16 protein-coding genes and 2 pseudogenes are annotated in these 21460 nt (G+C 64.0%); 9 read left to right on the top strand and 9 right to left on the bottom strand.

Annotation, left to right across the window (positions count from 1 at the left end; genetic code table 11):
* Both B7R93_RS15280 and B7R93_RS07485 read right to left on the bottom strand, forming a co-directional pair.
* Nucleotides 1–1115 (bottom strand): annotated as a pseudogene (locus B7R93_RS15280) (hypothetical protein); the annotation flags it as partial.
* A 108-nt stretch (nt 1116–1223) separates the two neighbouring features.
* Nucleotides 1224–1502, bottom strand: coding sequence for a hypothetical protein (locus tag B7R93_RS07485; RefSeq protein WP_232798157.1), 279 nt, complete (start codon nt 1500–1502; stop codon nt 1224–1226).
* 211 nt (nt 1503–1713) lie between these two features.
* On the opposite strand from B7R93_RS07485, the gene B7R93_RS07480 reads away from it, so the two are divergent.
* Genes B7R93_RS07480 through B7R93_RS16335 form a run of 3 tightly spaced genes read left to right on the top strand, consistent with a single transcriptional unit; the run spans nt 1714 to nt 3047 of the window.
* Complete coding sequence (locus B7R93_RS07480; RefSeq protein WP_232798156.1) at nt 1714–2124, top strand: hypothetical protein; 411 nt, start codon at nt 1714–1716, stop codon at nt 2122–2124.
* A 54-nt stretch (nt 2125–2178) separates the two neighbouring features.
* Nucleotides 2179–2574, top strand: coding sequence for an IS5 family transposase (locus B7R93_RS07475; protein WP_103020179.1), 396 nt, complete (start codon nt 2179–2181; stop codon nt 2572–2574).
* 59 nt (nt 2575–2633) lie between these two features.
* Nucleotides 2634–3047, top strand: a complete 414-nt coding sequence (locus tag B7R93_RS16335; protein ID WP_103020178.1) for a transposase — start codon at nt 2634–2636, stop codon at nt 3045–3047.
* Between the two features lie 86 nt (nt 3048–3133).
* On the opposite strand, the gene B7R93_RS07465 is transcribed toward B7R93_RS16335, so the two are convergent.
* The 3 genes and pseudogenes from B7R93_RS07465 to B7R93_RS15820 form a co-directional block, all read right to left on the bottom strand.
* A complete protein-coding gene (locus tag B7R93_RS07465) occupies nt 3134–4111 on the bottom strand; it encodes a DUF4097 family beta strand repeat-containing protein (RefSeq protein WP_232798155.1) in 978 nt (325 codons plus the stop codon).
* Between the two features lie 295 nt (nt 4112–4406).
* Nucleotides 4407–5405, bottom strand: coding sequence for a lipoyl synthase (gene lipA, locus B7R93_RS07460; RefSeq protein ID WP_103020177.1), 999 nt, complete (start codon nt 5403–5405; stop codon nt 4407–4409).
* A 170-nt stretch (nt 5406–5575) separates the two neighbouring features.
* A pseudogene (locus tag B7R93_RS15820) lies at nt 5576–5989 on the bottom strand (GNAT family N-acetyltransferase); the annotation flags it as partial.
* A 334-nt stretch (nt 5990–6323) separates the two neighbouring features.
* Between B7R93_RS15820 and B7R93_RS07450 the strand changes: the two are divergent.
* Both B7R93_RS07450 and lat read left to right on the top strand, forming a co-directional pair.
* Nucleotides 6324–8039 carry an amidohydrolase gene (locus B7R93_RS07450; RefSeq protein WP_103020176.1) on the top strand — a complete coding sequence of 572 codons (1716 nt, stop codon included), beginning with the start codon at nt 6324–6326 and terminating at the stop codon, nt 8037–8039.
* 83 nt (nt 8040–8122) lie between these two features.
* Nucleotides 8123–9511: an L-lysine 6-transaminase gene (lat, locus tag B7R93_RS07445; RefSeq protein WP_103020175.1), complete on the top strand. Its 1389-nt coding sequence runs from the start codon at nt 8123–8125 to the stop codon at nt 9509–9511.
* A 101-nt stretch (nt 9512–9612) separates the two neighbouring features.
* Here the strand turns inward: lat and recN are convergent, their stop codons facing one another.
* Both recN and secA read right to left on the bottom strand, forming a co-directional pair.
* The gene (recN, locus tag B7R93_RS07440; protein WP_103020174.1) at nt 9613–11331 is read right to left on the bottom strand and encodes a DNA repair protein RecN; all 1719 of its coding nucleotides are present in this window, start codon (nt 11329–11331) and stop codon (nt 9613–9615) included.
* Nucleotides 11332–11470: 139 nt separating this feature from the next.
* Nucleotides 11471–14953 (bottom strand): preprotein translocase subunit SecA, encoded by a 3483-nt coding sequence (secA, locus tag B7R93_RS07435; protein ID WP_103020173.1) that lies wholly within the window; start codon nt 14951–14953, stop codon nt 11471–11473.
* A gap of 362 nt (nt 14954–15315) precedes the next feature.
* Here secA and B7R93_RS07430 point away from each other — a divergent pair, with 362 nt between their 5' ends.
* Nucleotides 15316–16218, top strand: a complete 903-nt coding sequence (locus tag B7R93_RS07430; RefSeq protein WP_232798154.1) for a universal stress protein — start codon at nt 15316–15318, stop codon at nt 16216–16218.
* Nucleotides 16219–16285: 67 nt separating this feature from the next.
* Here B7R93_RS07430 and B7R93_RS07425 read toward each other — a convergent pair whose 3' ends face one another.
* Entirely contained in the window at nt 16286–17233 is a 948-nt protein-coding gene (locus tag B7R93_RS07425; RefSeq protein WP_103020172.1) for a tyrosine-type recombinase/integrase, read from the bottom strand.
* Nucleotides 17234–17432: 199 nt separating this feature from the next.
* Here B7R93_RS07425 and B7R93_RS07420 point away from each other — a divergent pair, with 199 nt between their 5' ends.
* The 3 genes from B7R93_RS07420 to B7R93_RS07410 all read left to right on the top strand — a co-directional run bounded on the left by B7R93_RS07420 (nt 17433) and on the right by B7R93_RS07410 (nt 20347).
* Nucleotides 17433–18497, top strand: a complete 1065-nt coding sequence (locus B7R93_RS07420) for a calcium/sodium antiporter (protein ID WP_103020171.1) — start codon at nt 17433–17435, stop codon at nt 18495–18497.
* An 89-nt stretch (nt 18498–18586) separates the two neighbouring features.
* Nucleotides 18587–19669 (top strand): magnesium/cobalt transporter CorA, encoded by a 1083-nt coding sequence (gene corA, locus B7R93_RS07415; RefSeq protein ID WP_103020170.1) that lies wholly within the window; start codon nt 18587–18589, stop codon nt 19667–19669.
* A gap of 105 nt (nt 19670–19774) precedes the next feature.
* Nucleotides 19775–20347: a hypothetical protein gene (locus tag B7R93_RS07410; RefSeq protein WP_103020169.1), complete on the top strand. Its 573-nt coding sequence runs from the start codon at nt 19775–19777 to the stop codon at nt 20345–20347.
* Nucleotides 20348–20548: 201 nt separating this feature from the next.
* Here B7R93_RS07410 and B7R93_RS07400 read toward each other — a convergent pair whose 3' ends face one another.
* A complete protein-coding gene (locus B7R93_RS07400) occupies nt 20549–21436 on the bottom strand; it encodes a mechanosensitive ion channel family protein (protein ID WP_103020168.1) in 888 nt (295 codons plus the stop codon).
* Nucleotides 21437–21460 lie beyond the last annotated feature (24 nt).

Genomic DNA, 21460 nt, shown 5'->3' with positions numbered 1-21460 from the left:
CCAACGTCAGTTAGTCGACCCACCAGTCCAACTTTTCGGGCGCACCTCAAAGATCCTGACGCATCCCATCCTGAAAAGTACGCGTCATAATCGAGTGGAGGCTGGTCACTCAACTCAAGTAACAGAAAGTCAGACTCGTCCCGAGCGGCCTGGAACTGGGCTCCTGAGATACCATCATGAGACAGTTCGTTGTTTGGGTTTGAGCACGAGGGACTTTCGTAATTAAACCAGAATGTCCAATCCTGGATATCCGACTTTTCGCTGGATCCAATAACTCCGTTCTGATTTATATAGTCGGCACAATGGTGTGCGCTTAAAAAATATGGATTGAGTATTCCTCCTTTATTATTGACTAGTGCTCCTGAACACCACCGGGTTCCATCACCCAGAAGCACCATCGCTACGGAACGCTTCTCCTCTTGCCAGTCATTTCCTTCCGAGCAGTTGATGTTAATGTTGCAACTTTCAGAATCCCCAAATCCATTTGTATTCATGTCGGATTGATTTTCAGTGTCTGAGGGAAACATGTCCCGGTAGCCGTGAATCACCTTGGCAAGTCGTAATTGTGTCTGACCCCGGGCGTTCTTTGGTTCGTAGTACTCCAGCGTAATTATGTCGCCCTCAACGGGGAGCGTTGAAAAGCGTCCGTACGACTTGTTGTTGGCGGCAGTGAACGCACCAAGCACAGTCGAGTGATCCTGGTTGTACAGGAATAACTTGCCACCCTCGGGAAGGCGAAATCGATCGAAAATGAAGTTGAGCGAGTGTGCAGCCTTCGACGCGATCCGAAGGCGCCACAGACGCCCACCATCGGAGAGGTCGGTCCACTGCCCGGCATTTTGGAGACCCAGACTCACGTTCAATGCTGCTCCGAAGCGGGGTGGAGCCGGATTGGCACTCTGTCGATTCGCACGGTCCTCTTCCTTTAGGGCCTGCACGTCTACGGGGCGCATTGTTTCAGTAAGGGCGTTGCGCTGAACCGCGTGCTTAAAGCTGTATGGTGTGCCACCGTGTTGGATTTGGGCGACGGAGAGATTCGGGGTGACCGTCACAAGAAGGACGGTCATCAGGATCAGGATAAGAATATGAGGGAATAAACGGAAGGGGGTAGACATGTGGCGGGAGGTTAGCGTCTTGGGTGGGAAAATGAAGGAGGGGAGAGATGTGGAGTAGACTTTTCGTTATTTTATTATCATAAAATCAAAAAATTAAGAGATAAAATGTCAAGGAGAGTTAAAGTCAGTTCGCCGGTTTCCTTCCGCAGTGTGGGTGGCTCCCTCTCCTTCCGTGATCGCATCCACGTCGACCGGCGGCAGGTCGTGGTACCAGTCGTGGTGGGGCGACCAGGCGTGGCACTCGTGGCACTGCGTCTCGCGCCACACCTTTCCGCACTCCGGGCACTGGCCCTGCGTATCGAAGGTGTGCCAGGCGTGCCCGCACTCGCAGGTCCAGGTGGCGCTGGGCGGAGGCGCCCATTCGCACTTTGGGCAGTAGATTTCCATGGTCTCAGGAAGAGCCGCTGAGGAGGAGAGTGCCGGTTGACAAGGCCGCGGCCGGTGAATAGTCTACTGTCGATTCGTGATGCGTGAAGCGTGAGACGTGATGGCCGGCACCAGAGCCAGGACCGCAGAACTCACGTATCACTTCTCACGCTTCAAATTCAAGCGCCTTTTCTATCGGTTTCTGTCCTCTTCGATTCAGCCCATCTCCGCCATGCCGACGTTTGATCCCGAAAACTTCACCGTTCGCCTCCTCGCCGAGTCGCTGTTCTACGACATCGAGTACGGCCTCGTGGGCAGCGTGAGTCTTATCGATTCGGAGACGGAGCGGGAGCTCTACCTCGCGTCCTTCATGCCGGACGACGGGACGTACCTGGTGGAGGCTGCCACAGCGTGGGAAGACGAGCCGACGTTAGAAGAGGATACGGACGTCGCCTACGCCCTGGCTGTCGATAGCGACGTGCATGGGCGCTACGAGGTGCCGGAGGCGGCAGCGCAAGAACTTCTGGAGCTGGCCCGCGAGCACGACCTGCTGCCAAGTGTCACCATCCGATGCCGGCAAGCAGGGGCGACGCGGCGTTTTCCCGCGGGCCCGATCATTGCCGATGCACTAGGCACTGTCTGACAAAAAGCTGGTATGAAGGTCGAGTCGTAAGTGGACTTGTTCTGAGATTTGCCGATGGCCCGACGTCGCCGCTACGAACTGACCGATGAGCAATTTGATCGCATTGAAGATGCTCTTCCGGAAGTCGACGGAAGAGGCCGGCCCTACGAGGACCACCGGAAAGTGGTAAATGGGATCTTCTGGGTTCTTCGTTCGGGAGCCCCTTGGCGGGATCTTCCCGAGCGTTATGGGTCGTGGAAAACTGTCTACGACCGATTTCGTCGATGGGCTGAAGATGGCACTTTGCAGTCGATTGTCGAGAAGCTTCAGGGAGAACTCGACGCTGAGGGCCATATCGACTGGGACCAGTTCAATGTGGACAGCACAACGATCCGGGCCAGCCGCTCGGCAGCCGGTGGGCCGACCGACGATAAAAAGGGGACAGGTCCAGCCGAGAAGACGAGGGAGTAAGTTCTGCCCTCGGATACGGCCGGGGAGGATTCTCCACCTCTGGTACACTCTTGTGAGCGATGGCAACGGACTTCCGATGGCCGCTCTTCTTACGGCTGGGCAGCGCCACGAATTGGCCTTTTTCACTGATGCAATGGACGCCGTGGGGGTGCCGAGGCCTGTCGGGCGGCCCAAGCAGCGGCCTGAGGCGGCCCAAGGGAGACCGGGCTTACGACTCCAAAGAAAACCGACGGTGGTGTTGGGAACGGAACATCGAGTCGGTAATTCCGGCCCGAAACGGGATGCATACCGGAGCCGGACGTCCTCCGACTTGCGATGAGCAAAAATACAAGCGACGGAATGTTGTCGAACGCCTGGTGGGCCGCCTGAAGGAGCGTAGGCGAGTTGCGACCTGCTATGAGAAGAAAGCCAGCCACACGGGAGCGACAGCTCCACAGCGATGCTCCAGTGGGCCTTCATCGGCGAGTATCTGAAACAATAATTCTCAGACAGAGCCTAACCACCGAATGGAGAACATCAAGGCAACCGGGTTGGAGATGCCCGCTAAAGGCCCGCGGATCTACCGGGCACGGAGGGCAACACCTCCATCCTGAGCCTCGAGGTACAGTTCTGATCCGCCCCCATTCACGTCGCCTCGGTAGTTGAGCTCGTCCTCCTCATTGCCAATCCGGATCGTGGAGAGGTCGAAATCAGAGGTCACGTCCACGTCGTCATCAAAATCGGTGTTGAGGTCAAACCCGGCAGTGGCGGGGAGGGCGAGAGTTGCATCGCCGTCGTGGGCATCGATGTACACGTCGTCGGTCACCGCCGCGAACGACGCGGAGATCGTCCCGTCGTGCGTATCAACCCGGAGACCGCCCTCCAGTCCCTCGACCGTGAGGTCTCCGTCGTGGGTGTCCACCGAGAGGCGGCCCTCAACGTCTTGAAGGTTCATGCGACCCTCGTGGGTATCGAGCGTCACGTCGCCGCTCTGGTCCGCAATGGAAATGGGGCTTTCGTGGCTGTCGATGGTGACCGCACCGCGCTGCTCGGCGACGGTGATCGGGCCCTCGTGGGTATCGATGCGGAGCTCTTCGGCGAGGCCTGTCACCTCGATGGTCGACTCGTGGTCGTCGATGTGGAGAGCCGTGGACCGCGGCATCCTGATCGTGTAGTGGACCGCCGGAATGTCGATGCCGCCCCACCGGAATCCGTCCTCGTCGAAGCCAAACACCACCGACTCGTCGTCTCCGTCCTCGTGGTCGGTCACGAGCCGAAAGCGGTCGTCGTCCGTTCGGGTTCGGATTGTTACCTTTTCGGCGCTGGGGGCCTCGTCGGTCGGCATAATCTCGGCCTCGTACCGCACGCGATCGCGTTCCCAGGTGGTGACGGTGACGCTGCCTTCGTGGTTGTCGACGGTCACGGTGCCGTCTGGGGCAAGGGGCACCGCATCCCTCACGGTTCGGGCTGGGGTCTGGGCGACGGCCAAGGGAGCGACGCCCAGGCCGAGAACCACGGCGATCAACAGGGTGTGGAGAAGAAAGGCAGATCGGAGCATGGAGAAAGGGGGGGGACGTAACAGGAGTCGGGAAGGTCCGCGAAAGAACCGCGGGATGTCCCAATCAGACAAGGGCATTCGACAATCCGTTGCACCTGTTCTCAAGGGGCCGGCAGGGAGCCTCGGAGCGGTCCTGTCGTCGCTCGCCCGTGGAGCCATACAGGCCTGGGGCGGATACATTACAGCCCCACGGCCCAGGAGGGCGATCTAGACGTCACACGCGCGTCATGGTCGTTGCCCTCAAGACCTGCTGCGGAGGCCGCCGTTCCCGAAGCGATCGTGTGTGGGCCAAGATCTACACGTGCTCCTCGGCGTGGTAGGACGAACGCGTCAGCGGACTGCTCTCGACGTGCTCGATCCCCTTCTCCTCTCCGACCTCCTTGTACCAGTCGAAGACCTCGGGCTCCACCCACTCCTCGACCGGGAGATGGTGATCGGTCGGCTGCATGTACTGGCCGATCGTCATCACGTCGAGGCCGATCTCGACGAAGTCATCCATGATCTCCAGAACCTCTTCCTTCGCTTCGCCAAGGCCCACCATGATGCCGCTCTTCGTGCGCAGGTCCTCCTCTTTTGCCCATCGGAGGACCTTCAAGGAGCGCTCGTAATTGGCCTGAGGACGAACGCGGCGGTAGAGGCTGGGCACCGTCTCCACGTTGTGATTGAAGATGTCCGGCTCCGCCTCGAAGACCGTCTCGCACGGCTCTCGCATGCCCCGAAAGTCGGGCGTGAGCACCTCGCAGGTGGCCCCCTGGTTGTGGATGCGCTCGATGACCTCCGCGAAGATGGGGGCGCCCCCGTCCTCGCGGTCGTCGCGGTTGATGCTGGTAATGACGGCGTGCTCCAGATCCATCTTGCCGACAGCATCGGCCACGCGGCGCGGCTCGTCCCAGTCAAGGCCGTCCTGGGGCTGTCCCGTCTTGACGGCGCAGAAGCCGCAGGAGCGGGTGCACACATCGCCCAGAATCATGAACGTGGCCGTGCCACGGCTCCAGCACTCTCCCATGTTCGGACAGTTGGCGCTCTCACAGACTGTGTGCAGGTCGTGGTCGTCCACGGTCTCCCGCACGTCCTTGTACGTCTCGCCCTGCGGGAGCGAGACGCGGAGCCACTCCGGGCGCTCGCCCCGTTTGTTTTGGTTCGTGTTCTCGACGACTGGCAGCTCGACGAATCCGGGATCGCCGTCGCCCGAGGGCCCAATGGGATCGGGCTCAACGGCGCCCAGGTCCGTTTCGCCGGGCATGGTAGGCGTGTCGTCCGAGGACTCCGGGTCGCGGGTCTCAGTGGTGGACATAAGAGACAGCAGAAGATCAGTTAGCCGGTCACAGAACCGGTATGAAAATACGGGCAGACGAGTACGAAGGGGCGCACCGCCCGTTCCTCCGAGAGGCCTCGGGGTCGTGCTTGTGACAGTCTGTTCTTGACCGGGGGGAGCGGCGTGGGTCCTGGACACCGCACGGCCGCTCAGGCGTCGTCGAGGTCCGCATTCAGCAACCCAAAGTAGAGCACATCCAAACGTTTGCCGCCATTGTTGCGGGGGCGGCGGAGTCGTCCCTCCTGCACAAACTCCTCCTTGTGCAGCACGCGGGCCGATGCGCCGCTTCGTGCAAACACCTCTGTCGTCAGGCGCGTGTCCTGGAGCTTCGCAAGGGCAGGGTCCACAAACCGGCGCACGGCGTCTGTCATCAAGCCCTGGTTCCCGTACGGCTTCGCGAGCCAGTGGCCGATGCGGGCGCGGGGGGAGGCCCTTGCGTCGAGGCGGTCGGCGCCCACCATGCCGATGAGTGTGCCGTCCGCCCGGCGGATGGCACAGGTCGTTTCCGGAGACTGTTCAGACCAACGCCGAACTCGCTCTTCGATCCAGGTCCTGGCGTCTTCCTCCGTATAGGGCTACGGAATGTGAAGGGAGGTGCGCCAGAGGTCTCGCTCTTGCAGGTGCTGCACGAGCGCGTCCTGATCGCGGGGCCGGACGGGGGGGCGGTTGGCGGAAAAGGAGGAAGGGCATGGACATCGTAGCGGGGTCGTGTTCGATTCAGGGCAGGGACAAACCGACGCACGATGAGCGTGCTCTGGGAGGAGAGCCCCCTGCAGGGGAGCACCCCGGCCCGATTTTGAACGGAGGTCTTGACAACGAGGCGCCGAGTCATGAGACTGTGAGTCCGGCTGACGCCCCAACCGGCACGCGCCTTTCTTTGCTTCCTTGCTCAGCCCCATGTGGCCTCGATCCCTACTTTTTGCCCTCGCCGTTCTGCTTGTTGGCTGCTCGTCCGGTCCCACGGCCGACCTCGTTCTGACGAATGGGACCGTCGCCACGCTCGACGGGGCGCACGGGGATGTGGAGGCCCTCGCCGCTGCGGGCGACACTGTCCTGGCCGTGGGGAGCGCTGAGGACATAGAGGCCCATGTGGGGACAGACACGCGCGTCATTGACCTTGACGGCCGCCTCGCTGTCCCGGGCTTTATCGAGGGGCACGGCCACTACATGGGCATGGGCGAAGCGCAAATGCAGCTCGGCCTGCTAGGCACTCCGTCTTGGGAACGGATCGTCGCCATGGTCGACTCGGCCGCTACTGCCTCGACTGACGGAGCGTGGGTGCAGGGGCGCGGGTGGCATCAGGAGAAGTGGGACGCAACGCCGGATCGCATGGTGCGCGGCTTTCAGACGAATGAGCGGCTCAACCAGGTGGCGCCGGAGACCCCGGTCTACCTGACCCATGCCAGCGGCCACGCCGCCATCGCCAATGACGCCGCCCTGGAGGCGGCCGGCATCGGTCCGGACACGCCCGATCCGGACGGCGGCACCGTCGTGCGGGACGCACAGGGCCGGGCCACCGGGGTTCTTCTGGAAACCGCGGCGGGGCTGGTGCAGGAGGCGGTGGAGGCGTCGCGGAGCAACATGAGCCCTCAGCAGCGCCGCCGCCGGCGGGAGCGGCAGGTGCGGCTCGCCGCCGAGGAGGCGCTCGCGAACGGCGTGACGAGCTTTCAGGACCAGGGGGCCTCCTTTGAGACGATCGAGCTGTATCGCACGATGGCCGAGAACGAGGCCCTTGGCATCCGGATGTACGCGATGGTGTCGCAGGGGGAGGTGGCGACCGACACCCAAGAGCGCCTGGCCGAGATCCGCGCCGTGGGCGCCGCCGATCATCATCTAACGGTGCGCTCGATTGGCGAAGTGACGGCGGACGGGGCCCTCGGCTCCCGCAGCGCCTGGATGCTGGAGCCGTACGACGACGCGCCCGACGACACGGGCATCAACGTCACGTCGATGGACCGCATCCGAGAGATTGCGGAGATCGCGCTGGAGGAGGACTACCAGCTCGCCGTGCACGCCATTGGGGACCGCGCAAATCGGGAGACGCTCGACCTGTACGCGTCGCTGTTTGAGGAGGCTGAGGGGAGCGGGGCGGAGCGGCGCTGGCGCATCGAGCATGCGCAGCACCTGCACCCGGACGACATCCCGCGCTTCGGCGACCTCGGGGTGATTGCCTCGATGCAGGCCATCCACGCCTGCTCCGACGCTCCGTACAACTACGAGCGCCTCGGGGCCCAGCGGGTGAACCAGGGGGCGTACCTGTGGAAGACGCTGCGGGAGGACGGGGTCGTGGTCGGAAATGGGACCGACGTGCCGGTCGAAAAGATCAACCCCCTCGCGAGCCTCCACTGCACGGTGGCCCGTCAGGTCCCGGGCAGCGACACGACGTTTACCGCGGAGGAGGCCCTCACGCCTCGAGAGGCGCTCAAGTCGTACACGATCAACAATGCCCGCATGGCGTTCGAGGAGGACATAAAAGGCACCCTCACGCCCGGCAAGCTGTCCGACGTCGCGGTGCTGTCGCACAACATCCTCACAGGGCCTCCGGAGCGCCTTCGAGAGGCAACGGTCGACTACACCGTCGTGGGGGGCGAGGTGGTTTATACGAAGGAGTGATCGTTTCCGGTGCGGGGGAAACGTCCGCGGGGCTGGCGAATTTCTGTATCCCACTCAGTCACTCTCAATAGTCCGCCTCACCCATGGAAGCGGTTTCCCCAAACTCGGTTCGTCCTGCGGAGGTCAAAGAGCTTCTGTCTGAGCACCTGCTGACGAAGGGCATGATGCCCATGGTGCTTGACATGGAGGCGAGCCAGGGGGTTCGTCTGCACGACAAGAAAAGTGGCCGCTCGCTCATCGATCTGTTCGGCTTTTACGCCTCGAACCCCCTCGGGATGAACCACCCGAAGATGAGTGGAGACGAGGCGTTCATGGAGCGGCTGGTGGACGCGGGCCTCAACAAGGTGACCAACTCCGACGTCATGACCGGGCACATGGCGCGGTTCGTGGAGACCTTCGATCGGGTGGGCATCCCGGACTACCTGCCGTACACGTTCTTTATCTCCGGCGGGGCGCTGGCCGTAGAGAACGCGCTGAAGACCGCCTTCGACTGGAAGGTGCGCAAGAACCACCAGAAGGGATACCGCCGCGAGGTGGGCCATCAGGTGCTGCACCTGGACCAGGCCTTTCACGGGCGCACCGGCTACACCATGTCGCTCACGAACACGGCCGACCCGCGGAAGACGATGTACTTCCCGAAGTTTGACTGGCCGCGCATCACGAACCCGAAGGTTCACTTTCCGCTCGACGCCGACGAGCGGGAGCGCGTACGGACCCACGAGGAAGAGGCCCTTCGACAGGCCAAGCGTCACTTCCACGAGCGTGAGGACCAGATTGCCGCCGTCATTCTGGAGCCGATCCAGGGGGAAGGGGGGGACAACCACTTCCGGCCCGCGTTTCTGCGGGAACTGAAGGCCCTGGCCCACGAGAACGACACCCTGCTCGTGTTCGACGAGGTGCAGAGCGGCGTCGGCATTACGGGCGAGTTCTGGGCGCACCAGGCCTTGGGGGTGAAGCCCGACATCATGGCGTTCGGCAAGAAGTCGCAGGTGTGTGGCATCCTGGCCGGGCGCAAGCTCGACGAGGTGGACGACCACGTCTTCGAGACGCCCAGCCGCATCAACTCCACCTGGGGGGGCAACATCGTGGACATGGTGCGCTTTGACCGCATCCTTGAAATCATGGAGGCGGAGCAGCTCGTGGACCACGCCGGACGGGTGGGAACGCACCTCCAGCACCGGCTGCACGAGTTGGCAGAGCAGTTCCCCGCCGTGTCCAACGTGCGAGGCGAGGGCCTCATGACGGCCTTCACGCTGCCGAGCACCGAGTACCGCGACCACGTGGCCCAGCAGACCTACGAGGAGGGGGCCATCATCCTCGGGTGTGGCGACCGGTCCATCCGCTTCCGCACCCCGCTCACGATCACGGAGGACGAGGTCGATGCGGGCATGGCCTGCATTCGCCGGGCGCTGGAGGCCACGGCGGCGGAGCACGGCACGCACGCCGACGAGACACAGGCCCACGCCCAGTAGGAGCCCACGCCCAGTAGGAGCCCACGCCCAGTAGGAGGGGCACACTGAATACGCCGTAGAGGAGGGGCTCTGCTCCGAGCTTCTCCTGCCCCTCGTGCGAGCTACTCCTCCCGTTCCCCGGCCGCCATCAGTTCGCGGGCGTTCCTGAGGGCCGCGTCCGTCACTTCCTCGCCGCTGATGAGGGAGGCGACTTGGGTGGCCTGCTCCTCCTCGTCGAGGCGGTGGATTGTGGTTTTCGTGGTGCCGTCCTCTACGATCTTCTCAACCCTGAAGTGGCAGTCCCCGAGGGCGGCGATCTGGGGAAGGTGGGTGATCGTGACGATCTGGTGGTAGCGGGCCAGGGCGTGCATGCTCTCGCCGACGCGGCGGGCCATGTTGCCGGAGATGCCCACGTCGATCTCGTCGAACACGAGAATGGGCAGGCGTTCGCTCTTGGCGAGAATCGTCTTGAGCGCGAGCATGATGCGGCTGATCTCACCGCCGGAGGCGATCTCGGCGAGGGGCATGGGGGACATGCCGACATTGGTAGACATGAAAAACTCGACCTGGTCCATCCCCTTCTGGAAGGCCCGGTAGCAGGCATCCGCGTCGTCGGGCTGGATCCACCCGTCGGGCTCCTCCGTCCGGGTGAAGCGCACTTCGAATTGGCTGTTGGGCATGCCGAGCGTGTCCAGCTCGTCCAGGATGGCGTCCTCGATGCGGGCGGCCACCTCGCGCCGCTTCTGGGAGAGGCGCTGGGCCACGTCCGTGAGGTTTGCTTTCGCCTCCTCAATCTGGGCGTCGAGCCGCTCCAGGTTGCCCTCAAAGTCCTGGGCCAGCTCGTACTTTTCGCCGATCTCTTCGCGGTGCTCCAGGACCGCCTCCAGGCTTCCCCCGTACTTTCGTTTCAGCTTTTTGAGCTCGGTGGTGCGCTCGCGGATGTCCTGGAGTCGCTCCGGGTCGAACTCGACGTGGGCGTTGTAGTCCTGGAGGAAGTTGGCCAGCTCGCTGACAATGATGCGGGCCGATTCGATCTCGTCGACGTGGGCCTCGAACGCGTCGTCGATGCGGGCGAGGTCCTGCAGGTCGTTGCGCGAGACCACGAGCTGATCGTGCAGGGCGTCCTCGCTCTCGAAGAGGCGCGCGTAGAGTTCTTTGGTCGAGGCGTAGAGGTGCTCGGCGTTTTCGAGCACGCGCTGCTCGGCCCGCAGCTCTTCCTCCTCCCCCGGCTGCGGATCGACGGCGTCAATCTCCTCGATCTGAAACTCGTAGAGCTCCTTCTGCTGTCGCAGTTCCCGCTCGCGGGCGGCCAGCGCCTCGCGCTCCTCCACGAGCGCAGCCACCTGGGCACGCTTCTCCTGATAATGCTCTACGAGCCCACTCAGCCCGCCGAAGCTGTCGAGCAGGCGAAGGTGGGTCTCGGTGTGAAGGAGGCTCTGGTGCTCGTGCTGCCCGTGCAGGTCGATCAGCTCGCCGGCCACGGCCCGCATCACGTCGAGCGTGGCGGGGGTGTCGTTCACGAAGCCGCGGCTGCCCCGCTCGGTGATGCGGCGGCGCAGGATGACGCGGGGGAGGGGAGTGGTGGGGATTTCGTTCTTCTCAAGCACCGTCCGGATGCGTTCGGTGTCCGCGTCGTCAAAGATGCCCTCGACGACGGCCTTTGGGGTGCCCTCCCGTACCACGTCAGTGTTTGCCCGCTCGCCCAAAATCATGCGCAGCGCCCCGATCAGGATCGACTTGCCCGCCCCCGTGGCCCCCGTGATGATGTTCAGCCCGCTCCCGAACTCCATCTCCAGCTCCTTGATCAGGGCATAGTCCTGAACGGACAACGACTGCAGCATGGCAAAATGGGGCTTTCAGAGTACGGATTGAAGATCGGGGGGCGGGTCCCAGACGCCAATCTTCAATCTGTAACCGTCAGTGGAAGAGGGGGCGCCCGGCCGAACCAACGGGGCACTCCCCCGTGGCGGAACGACCGGATCAAGAGACCAGGGACCAGCCGCCCTGGTTGATCTTCTTCTTGGCGTACTTCCACTTCATCTCCGTGGTCTCGCCATTGGCATTGTTGCGGACGGTGACGTATTCGTTGCGCCCCGGTTCGTCGGCCACAGTGACCGGCTGTTTTTCCTCGACGGTGGGGTCGCGCTCGGCCGCCTCGCCCTCCTGGCCGCCGCCCTCGCCGTCGGCGTCGATGCTGTAGTCGGGCTGGGCGGAGTCGTGCTGGGTCTGGGCGTTGCGCTGACTGAGGCGGCGGCGCGGCCCCTGGCCCTCCGTCTGCACCTCGTCGTCGACCACCGGCCCGGCGCGGAAGACGAGGGAGACGACCTCCTGGCCAATGTCGGCCATCATGTCGGAGAAGAGGTCGAACGCCTCCATCTTGTACTCGACGACCGGGTCCTTCCGCCCGAAGGAGCGGAGGCCGATGCCCTCCTTCAGCTCGTCGAGCTCGCGGAGGTGGTCGGTCCACTTCTCGTCGATGGTCTGGAGCATGGCGGTGCGCTCCAGCGCCTCGTTGATCTCCTGCCCGTTCGTGTCGAGGGCCTCGTCCACGTCCGCCACGGCGCGGATCGCGTCCTGCCCGTCGGTGAAGTCGACGAACACCTGGTCGATCATGTCGTCGCCGCGTTCCTGGCTCAGGTCGCGCAGCGTCTGGTAGAACGGCTGGGCGATGTTGGCGCGCTTCTGCCGGTAGTAGTCGGTCGCCCGGTCGTAGACGTGCTCCACGACCCCGTCCTCCCCGAGCTGCACGAACTGCTCGCGCTCCATCTCCAGGTCGAAGGCGAGGGTGCGGAGCAGGTCCTCCCGGAGGCCCGCGATGTTGCCCTGCCCGTAGTGGCGTTCCACGAGGGCCTCGACGTATTCGTAGAGCATGTTGAGCACCTGCCCGTGGAACCGCTCGCCCGTGAGGGCCTCGCGGCGGCGCTTGTAGATGACCTCGCGCTGCGAGTTGAGCACGTCGTCGTACTCCAGCTGGCGCTTCCGGATGGCGAAGTTGTTCTGCTCCACCTTCGACTGTGCCCGCTTGATGCTCTTGTTGATCCACGGGTGCGTGATGACCTCGCCCTCCTCGATGCCCATGCTGTCCATCACCTTCGCCACGCGGTCGGAGCCGAAGAGGCGCATCAGCTCGTCCTCCAGGGAGACGTAGAACTGGCTCTCGCCCGGATCGCCCTGGCGCCCGGCGCGGCCGCGCAGCTGGAGGTCGATGCGGCGGCTCTCGTGACGCTCGGAGCCGAGGATGGCCAGCCCCCCGAGCTCGCGGACCTCGTCGGTGATCTGAATGTCGGTCCCGCGCCCCGCCATGTTCGTCGCGATCGTGACCGAGCCCTTTTGCCCGGCCTCGGCGACGATCTGGGCCTCCTCCTTGGCCCGGTCCTGCTTGGCATTGAGGACGTTGTGGGGGATGCCCTCCCGCTTTAGGGTGCGGCTAATCGTCTCGGACACCTCCACCGAGGCCGAGCCCACGAGCACCGGCTGGCCGCGCGTGTTGTACTCCTTTACCTTTTCGACAATGGCGTTGTACTTCTCGCGCTTCGTCTGAAAGACGAGGTCGTCCTTGTCGTCGCGCCGCACCGGCTCGTGGGTGGGGACGACCACCACGTCCAGGTCGTAGATCTCGTTGAACTCCTCTGCCTCTGTTTCCGCCGTGCCGGTCATGCCGGACAGCTTGTCGTACATGCGGAAGTAGTTCTGGAGCGTGACCGAGGCGTAGGTCTGCGTGGCGTTCTGAATTTCAACCTCCTCCTTCGCCTCCAGCGCTTCGTGGAGGCCCTCCGAGTAGCGGCGCCCTTCCATGACGCGTCCGGTGTGCTCGTCGACGATTTGCACCTTGCCCTCCTGCACAATGTACTCGGTGTCGCGCTCGTACAGGGTGAACGCCTTCAGGAGCTGTTCGATGGCGTGGACGCGCTCGGCCCGCTCCGAGTACGTGTTGTAAATTTCGCGCTTCGTCTCCTGAAGCTCCTTCTCCAGCTCCCGCTTGTCGTTCATGTACTTGTTCTCGCGCTTCTCTTGGGAAAGGCCGTCCTTCTCCTGAAGCGTCTCCTCCAGCGCGTCGACCTTGCCCTGGTACTCGTCTTCGACCTCGGCGATCTGGTCGCCGACGACCGGCAGGACGAACAGGTCCGCGGTCTGGTCCATGATTTTGGCGATGTACTCCTGCCCTTTCTCCGTCATCTCGACGGACTGCTTCTTCTCGTCGACCGAGAAGTACAGCTCCTCGTCGACGAACGGCATGCGCTTGGCGTTCTCCTGCAGGTAGAAGTTCTCGGTCTTCTGCCGCAGGCGCTCCATGCCGGGCTCGTTGAGCAGCTTCTGGAGCTGGCTGTTCTTGGGATAGCCGCGGGAGGCCCGGAAGAGGGCAAGGCCCGCCTCGTCCTCCAGCTCCCGGGCCCGTCGTGAGTCGTCGTTGTCTTCGGCCTGCTCTTTCTCCTCCAGCAGCTCGCGCGTCTCCTTCACGAAGGACCGCACGAGGCGGCGCTGGGCCTCCACGAGCTGCTCCACCGGGTCGCGCAGCTCCCGGTACTCGTCGTTTTCCTGGTCGGGCACCGGGCCGCTGATGATGAGCGGCGTGCGGGCCTCGTCGATTAGGACCGAGTCGATCTCGTCGATGATGGCGTAGTGGTGGCCCCGCTGCATCAGCTGCTCGGGGCGAACGACGAACGAGTTGTCGCGCAGGTAGTCGAAGCCGATCTCGTTGTTGGTGCCGTACGTGATGTCGGCCTCGTAGGCCTCCTTGCGGCCCTCCGTGTGCGGGTCGTAGCGGTTGACGCAGTCGACCGTCAGGCCGTGGAACTCGTAGATCGGCCCCATCCACTCGGTGTCCCGCTCGGCGAGGTAGTCGTTGACCGTCACGAGCTGGCAGCCTCGGCCCGTGAGGGCGTTGAGGTAGAGCGGCATTACGGCGGCCAGCGTCTTCCCTTCGCCGGTCTTCATCTCCGCGATGCGGCCCTGGTGCAGCACGATGGCGCCCAGGATCTGTACGTCGTAGGGCACCATGTCCCACTCGATCTTCGACCCGCCGGCCATCCACGTCTCGCCGAGCATGCGGCGGCACGTCTCCTTGACGACGGCGAACGCTTCGGGGAGCAGCTCCCACAGCGTGTCCTCAACAACCTCTTGCCACTCCTCCTCAAGCTCGTCGAACTCGTCGTAGAGGGCATCGCGCTCCTCAAGGGAAAGCGGCTCCCCCTCCATCTCGGCCACCTGGCCGTCCCCGCCGACGGGACCTTCTGAGCCGGGGGCCCGCTTCAGCTTCTCGCGGATCTCGTCCTGGCGTGTCTCAAGATCGGCCACGGCCTCCCGAATTTCGGTGCGGAACGCGTCGGTCTTGGCCCGAAGCTCCTCGTCGGGGAGGTCTCGGAGCGCCTCGTAGTGCTCGTTGATCTCTTCAACGATGGGCCAGAGCTTGTTGAGCTCCCGCTCATTCGGATCGCCGAACAGGTTCTTGATCCACTCAAACATGTGTGAGGAACGCGCGTGCCAGGGAAGAGAGACAACGAGTCGTGTGCTCCAGCGGCGACGTCCGCTGCGCCGGCGCCGCCCAAATGCGGGGCAACGAGCAAGCACATCACGGTTGTCACGGAAGGCGCCGGGTTGCGTTCCCACCCGGGCTGGGGCCGGGGACAGGGACGCGTGCTCACGTTCGGCGGGCGGGCTCGGGGGCCAGAGAGGCCGGGGGCGGAGGCGAGACCGACCGGGTCTCCGAACTCGATGCTCTTCCGGTAGTTTTCGAAGGTGAACATACGCACAGTCCTCTACGCAACGCGGGGCGGCTGCGTCTCGGAGAGAATCATCGCCGCGGTTGCCCCTGTCCCCGCTGGGCCATGCTTGTCATTGATCGAATTCTGGTGCCCCACGACTTCACGCCCGCGTCGGTCCGGGTGTTGCCCCACGGCCTGGCCCTCGCCGCGAGGATGGAGGCTCGGTTTTACGTGCTCCACGTTGCCGATCGGAGCGACGCGCCCTATCCGGCCCGCGCGCTTCCGGCCGTCCGTGAGAGGCTGCAACAGGCCGGTGTGGTGTCGGAGGAGGCGCTGCGAGCGGTTCCCATCGAAGGGGTGTCCCGCAAAGATGGGGGCGTCGCCGAGACCATTCACCGCTTCGCCCGCGAGGAAGAGATCGACCTGATTGCCCTCGGTACGCGGGGGCGGCAGGGGGCCCGCCGGTTCCTAACGGGGAGCGTGGCCGAGACGGTCATCCGCCGCGCCGAACGCCCGGTGCTCGCCCTGCGTGGGGAGGGGGCTGGGGCCCCGCCCGTGCCCGGCACACTCGACCGCATTCTCGTGCCTGTAGATTTTTCGGAGGACGCGCGGGAGGCCGGACGGGTCGCGGCGGAGTGGGCTCGCTTTTTCGACGCACAGGTCGACCTCTTGCACGTCGTGACGGGAGGCTCGGCGTCGCTCCCCGACCAGGCATCCTCCGTGTCGGACGAGGAGCACGGTGGTCCCGAGAAAACGGCCCGCCGGGCACTGGCGGCGATGGGCCGAGGGCTGGGGGCGCTGGGCGTCCCGGTGGCGGTCCACGTCCGAACCGGCGCGGCCGCCTCCCGCATTACTGAATTCGTCGAGGCCGAGGAGACAGACGCCATCGTCATGTCTACCCAGGGCCGGGCGGGGCTTGAGCGATTCCTCCTCGGAAGCGTGACGGAGGCCGTGATCCGGCATGTGCCCTGTCCCGTGCTCACGGTGCGGAGCTACGGACGGTCCATCCGGGCCCTCGCCGACTGAGTGACACGGCGTACGGATCGGGCACGCCGAGGATGAAGTCGGGGTCGGGCAGGTGCGTTCTGGGCCGCTACACGTCCAGTTCTTCCAACTCGTCCGGGTCGCGCGTGAGGAGGCCCTGTTTCTTGTAGTAGATCATGGTCGTGTCCAGCGTGCCGTGGCGCATGCGCTCCTTCACGTCTTCGAGCGGCATGCCGTCGTTGAGCCAGAGAAGGGCTGCTGTATGGGTAAGGCTGTGCGGCGTGACGCCCTTGCGCTTGATGCCGGCCTCCTTGAGGTAGCCGTTGATGCGGCTCCGCACCGACCGGGTTTGGAGCCGCTTCCCCTTCGACCGGTGGCCGTGAGAGACGAACAGTGGATCCTCAGGGTGCACGTCCGTTCGGGTGTCCAGATACGCCTCCACCACCTCTAGGACGGGCGGGTCGAGGGGGGCCTCCTGATCCTTCACCTCACGCCCTTTTCCCTGCACGCGGAGCACCGGCCCCATGAGGGTATGCTCCAGGTCCTCCACGTCGGCCCGTACGATTTCGATCTCGCTGAGGCCGGCGTAGAGCATGAGCGAGATGATTGCCTGGTCGCGCTTGTCGATCTGTGTCGCGTCGTCCACGACCGCCTCCAGCTGCTCGATGTCAGACTCCGTGAGCACCGAGCGGGAGTGCGTATCGGGGCGTCGGTTCCCCTTCACGCCCGTGGCCGGGTTTTCGCTCAGGTTGCCGATGTCGGTGAGGTATTGACAGAAACGCCGGAGGGCCGTCAGGTACGTGGACACGGAGACCTGGCTCAGATCGCGGTCTTCCATCAGGTAGCGCTTGTACTCGCGCACGCCCTCCTCCGTAAACCGGAAGTTGTTCTGCTGCACGAACCACTTCTCAAACGAGTGGAGAGAGCGGCGGTACGTACCCACCGTCTCGTCGCTCTTCTCGTCGAGGTAGTCGTCCTGAAAGGCCTGCAGGTGGTCGCGCAGGGCCCGCAGAGAGAGCTCCAGTTCCGGGCCGGGTGAAGATGTGTCGTCGGGCATGGGATAGGGAGCAGAGGAGAAGAGAAACCGTTGTGGTTTAATCAACGGCCCACGCTGGACGGTGTCAATAACGGAATCCAATGGGCCCCTCGTCCTGAAGGAATGTACGGTTTACGAACCTTCTCCCCGGTGCTAGCTTCAAAGACCGGCTCCGGCCTCCGTGCCCCGAAACTGCCCGTACTGTCCGTCTCCTCCTTCAATGGCTGTCCTTCTTCTCGTCGCGGGAATCATGTTGCTGGTGATCGGGGCCGAAGGGCTTGTGCGGGGGGCGTCGGAGATTGCCACTGGCCTGGGCATCTCGCCCCTGGTCGTGGGGCTCACGGTCGTGGCGCTCGGGACGAGCGCTCCGGAGGGCGCGGTGAGCGTGGGGGCCAGCCTCGGGGGACAGCCCGAAATGGCGCTGGGCAACGTGGTGGGCAGTAATATTTTCAACGTTCTCTTGACCCTCGGCCTTACGGCACTCCTCACGCCCCTCGCCGTGTCGGCCCGCCTCGTTCGTTTGGAGGTCCCCCTGGGCATTGGGGCCGCGGTGGGGGTGCTGCTCCTTGCCATGGACGGGACCATCGGGCAGGGCGACGGCCTCGTCCTGATTGGGGGGCTCGTGGCCTACATGATTTTGCTCCTCTACGAAGGGTGCGCAGACCCCGAGGCGGACACGAACGAACAGCCGGGGACGGAACCCTCAAAGGCGCCCCGCTGGGGGCGGAATGCCGGACTGGTCCTCGGGGGGCTCGTGCTTCTCGTGCTCGGTGCCCGATGGATCGTGACGGGGACGGTCGATCTCGCCCAGCGGATCGGGGTGAGTGAGCTCGTGATCGGCCTCACGATCGTGGCCGGGGGCACGTCCCTTCCCGAATTGGCCGCCTCAGTGCTGGCTGGCATCCGGGGACGGCGAGAACTGGCTGTGGGCAACGTGCTGGGCAGCAACCTGCTCAACCTGCTCGCCGTGCTTGGCCTCTCGGCCCTCGTGGCCCCCAGTGGGGTGCCTGCCCCTGCGTCGGTCCTGTGGTTCGACCTCCCGGTCATGATCGCGACGGCCGTGGCCTGCCTGCCCATTTTCTTCACCGGACAGGTGGTGGCCCGGTGGGAGGGAGCGCTCTTCCTCGGCTACTACGGGGCATACATGGGCTTCCTCTTCCTCGCTGCGACGCAGCACGACGCGCTCCCCGCATTCAGCACGGCCATGTGGATATTTGCCGTTCCCCTGACGGTGCTCACCCTGCTCGGGACGTCCATCCGGGAGGGATGGAGCGAATGCCATTAGGAAGAACGGGCCGCTACGCACGAGAATCCTTCGGGCAGCCCTCCCCGTTGGCCTTCCCAAACATTTTGTTCTCGTCAGCCAGTGCCTGCATGTCTTTTGCCGACCGCGACCTGGCCTCCTTGACCCCGGAGCAGAAGGTTGGGCTGCCCCCCGGCTCCGTCGTGTTTGTGGGAGAGGACCGCACTGAGCCCGTTCAGTTTCGGGTCCTGGAATATGGGCCCGACCGTCTCGTTGAGACCGACAACGAAGGCCTTGATGAGGTGCTCAAATACCGGGACACGACCCCCGTCACGTGGGTCAACGTCACGGGGGTTCACGACGAGTCCGTAATCCGAACCATCGGGGACCATTTCCACGTCCACCCGCTCATTCAAGAAGACATTGCCCATACGGGCCAGCGGCCCAAGCTGGATCCCCAGGACGACTATCTCTACCTTGTCGTTAAGATGCTCTACTTCGACGAGGAGCGGGGCGGCGCCCTTCGGGCCGAGCAGGTGAGCTTTCTGGTCGGGGAGCGAAACCTGATCTCGTTTCAGGAGGACCCTGGGGACGTATTTGATCCCGTCCGCAAGCGCCTCCGCAACGGCCGGGGCCACATCCATGATCGGGGGCCGGATTACCTTGCCTACGCCCTCCTCGATGTGATCGTCGACCACTACTTCGTGGTGTTAGACGAACTGGGGGCCCGTACCGAAGACCTCGAAGATGAAATTGTGGGGGATGAGGGCCAGGACGTGGAGGATGCGATTCACGACCTCCGGCGCGATCTCATCTTCATGCGTCGGATGACGTGGCCCATGCGGGAGCTCCTCCACCAGCTCGAACGGCTCGACTCGTCCCTCTGGGCGGATGACAACCGGCCCCATGTGCGCGACACGTACGACCATGTGGTGCAGGTGCTCGACCTCGTGGAGGCGCTCCGCGACACGGCGAGCGGGCTGCACGACCTGCACATGACGTCCATCAGCAACCGCATGAACGAAATCATGAAGGTGCTGACGATCATCGGGACGATCTTCATCCCGCTCACGTTCGTGGCGGGGATCTACGGAATGAACTTCGAACACATGCCCGAACTGACATGGAAATGGGCCTACCCTACCGTGTGGGGCTTGATGATTGCGCTGGCCGGGGCACTTCTTTTCTATTTCCGCCGCCGTGAATGGATTTGAGGACACGTTTCACGCCCCTCGCCTCGCCCCGCGAAACCCGGACCCGCCCGTCACGCGGCACGGGGTCTCCAAACACACGTCTTTCCGCACCATCTCTTCTTCCTGATGCCTGCTCCCGACCCTGCCGACCCGGCCGCCTACGAGCGCGGCGACGCCCTCAACGAAATTCTGCCGTCCCCGTCAACCGACGACGGCGTCTCGGGCCTCACGTCACCGAAAGACACAGCCGAGGACCCGCGGATGTACGATCTCTCGGAGGAGGAGTACTGGGACTGGCTCGCGGCGCTGATTCAGGAGGGAAGCGAGTTGGACGAGCACGTCGACGACCTCCTCGAAGCGATCTACGACCTCGAGCCGGCTTTCTACAGCCGGAACGGGCGGCGACAGCTCCAGGCGCACCTACGCCAGCTTCACGAGGTGCGCACCTCCGTGCGGGCCTTCGAGCAGGATGTGGAGCAGCTCTCGTTCGTCTTTGCCAAAACCGACGCGGTCGAAACCAGTGGGGCGGACAACGCTGATCTTGTCCTGGCGAGCATCAAGCGGACGTACGACCGCGCCTACGACCTGTGTCTCTACAAACTGGACCGCATTAGTGACGGCTGGATCGCGGCCACCAATCTCCTGATCAGCTTCACCATCCTCATCGTCACCATCCTGTTCTGGTTGGAGTTCCGGTAGCGGCGCGGTCCCGACGCCCCGTCGCCCGGCGAGACGAGAGTGACAGTGGGGGCGGGCGATGCCCTTCGCGTCGGCGGGCTCGTGCAGGCGGATGCCGTTCTGGGCCGCGATGCCGACACCGACGGATTCCGGGCCCGGCCCGCTCGACCTCGGTGCGAGTGGTCGCCGAAGGAAGAACCAAAAGGGGAGGAGCCCCCAGGGTCATCGGGGCTGAGGCGATTCTGAGTCGGTCGGGGATGCGGGCGAATCGGCCTCCCCGTTCGCCTGCTGTACCGGAAAGGGCGTCGTTTCGCTGCCGGTGTAGAGGGTGCGGTGGGGAAACGGAATTTCGATCCCGTGTTCATCGAAGGCTTCTTTGATCTCGATCGGGATGCTGTTCCGGAGGTCGAGGAAGTGCTCCGTCTTGGCCCATACCGAGAACTGATGATTGATGGAGGAGTCCCCGTAGCCCTGGAAGATGATGAGGGGGGCGGGTTCTTCGAGGCACAGCGGGTTGCGGTCGGCCACCTCCATGAGCACCTCGCGCATGGCCTCCAGGTCTTCCTTGTAGGCCACGCCGATTTGCAGGTCGACCCGTCGGATGGGAAACCGCCGCAGGTTGGTGACCTCCGACTTGATCATCGTCTCGTTTGGAATCCGTACGAACAGGTTGTCGAAAGTCCGGAGCTTGACCGAGAGGAGGTCGACCGAGAGCACCTCGCCGACGGTGCCGTTCACGCGGATGATGTCCCCGACGGCGAAGGGCCGCTCGCTCAAGAGGAAGAGGCCGCTGATGACGTTGGAGGCTGACGTCTGGGAGGCAAACCCGATCGCGACGGTGAGGATGCCGGCCGCCCCCAGCAGCACGCTCAGGTCGAACCCGAGCTCCATGAGGGCCGAAGCCGCAAAGAGCCCGGTGATGCCGTAGAGTGCGCCGCGCCGGAGGATCATGGCCCGTTGCGCATCGTCCTCCGCGAACAGACGGGCCAGTCCGTTCCCGGCCAGGCGGCCGAGCGCGAGGCCGACGAGCACTTTTACGAGGGCCTTGAGGGCGCTGAGGGCCTGGGGGCTGGTCAGGTAGTCGACGGCGAGGGTCCACCACTGCTCCATGAGACGAGATCTGGTTGGGGAGAA

Source organism: Salinibacter altiplanensis, assembly GCF_002894645.1.
GTDB classification, from domain to species: Bacteria; Bacteroidota; Rhodothermia; order Rhodothermales; family Salinibacteraceae; genus Salinibacter; species Salinibacter altiplanensis.
This window is presented reverse-complemented; position numbering and strand designations above follow the sequence as displayed.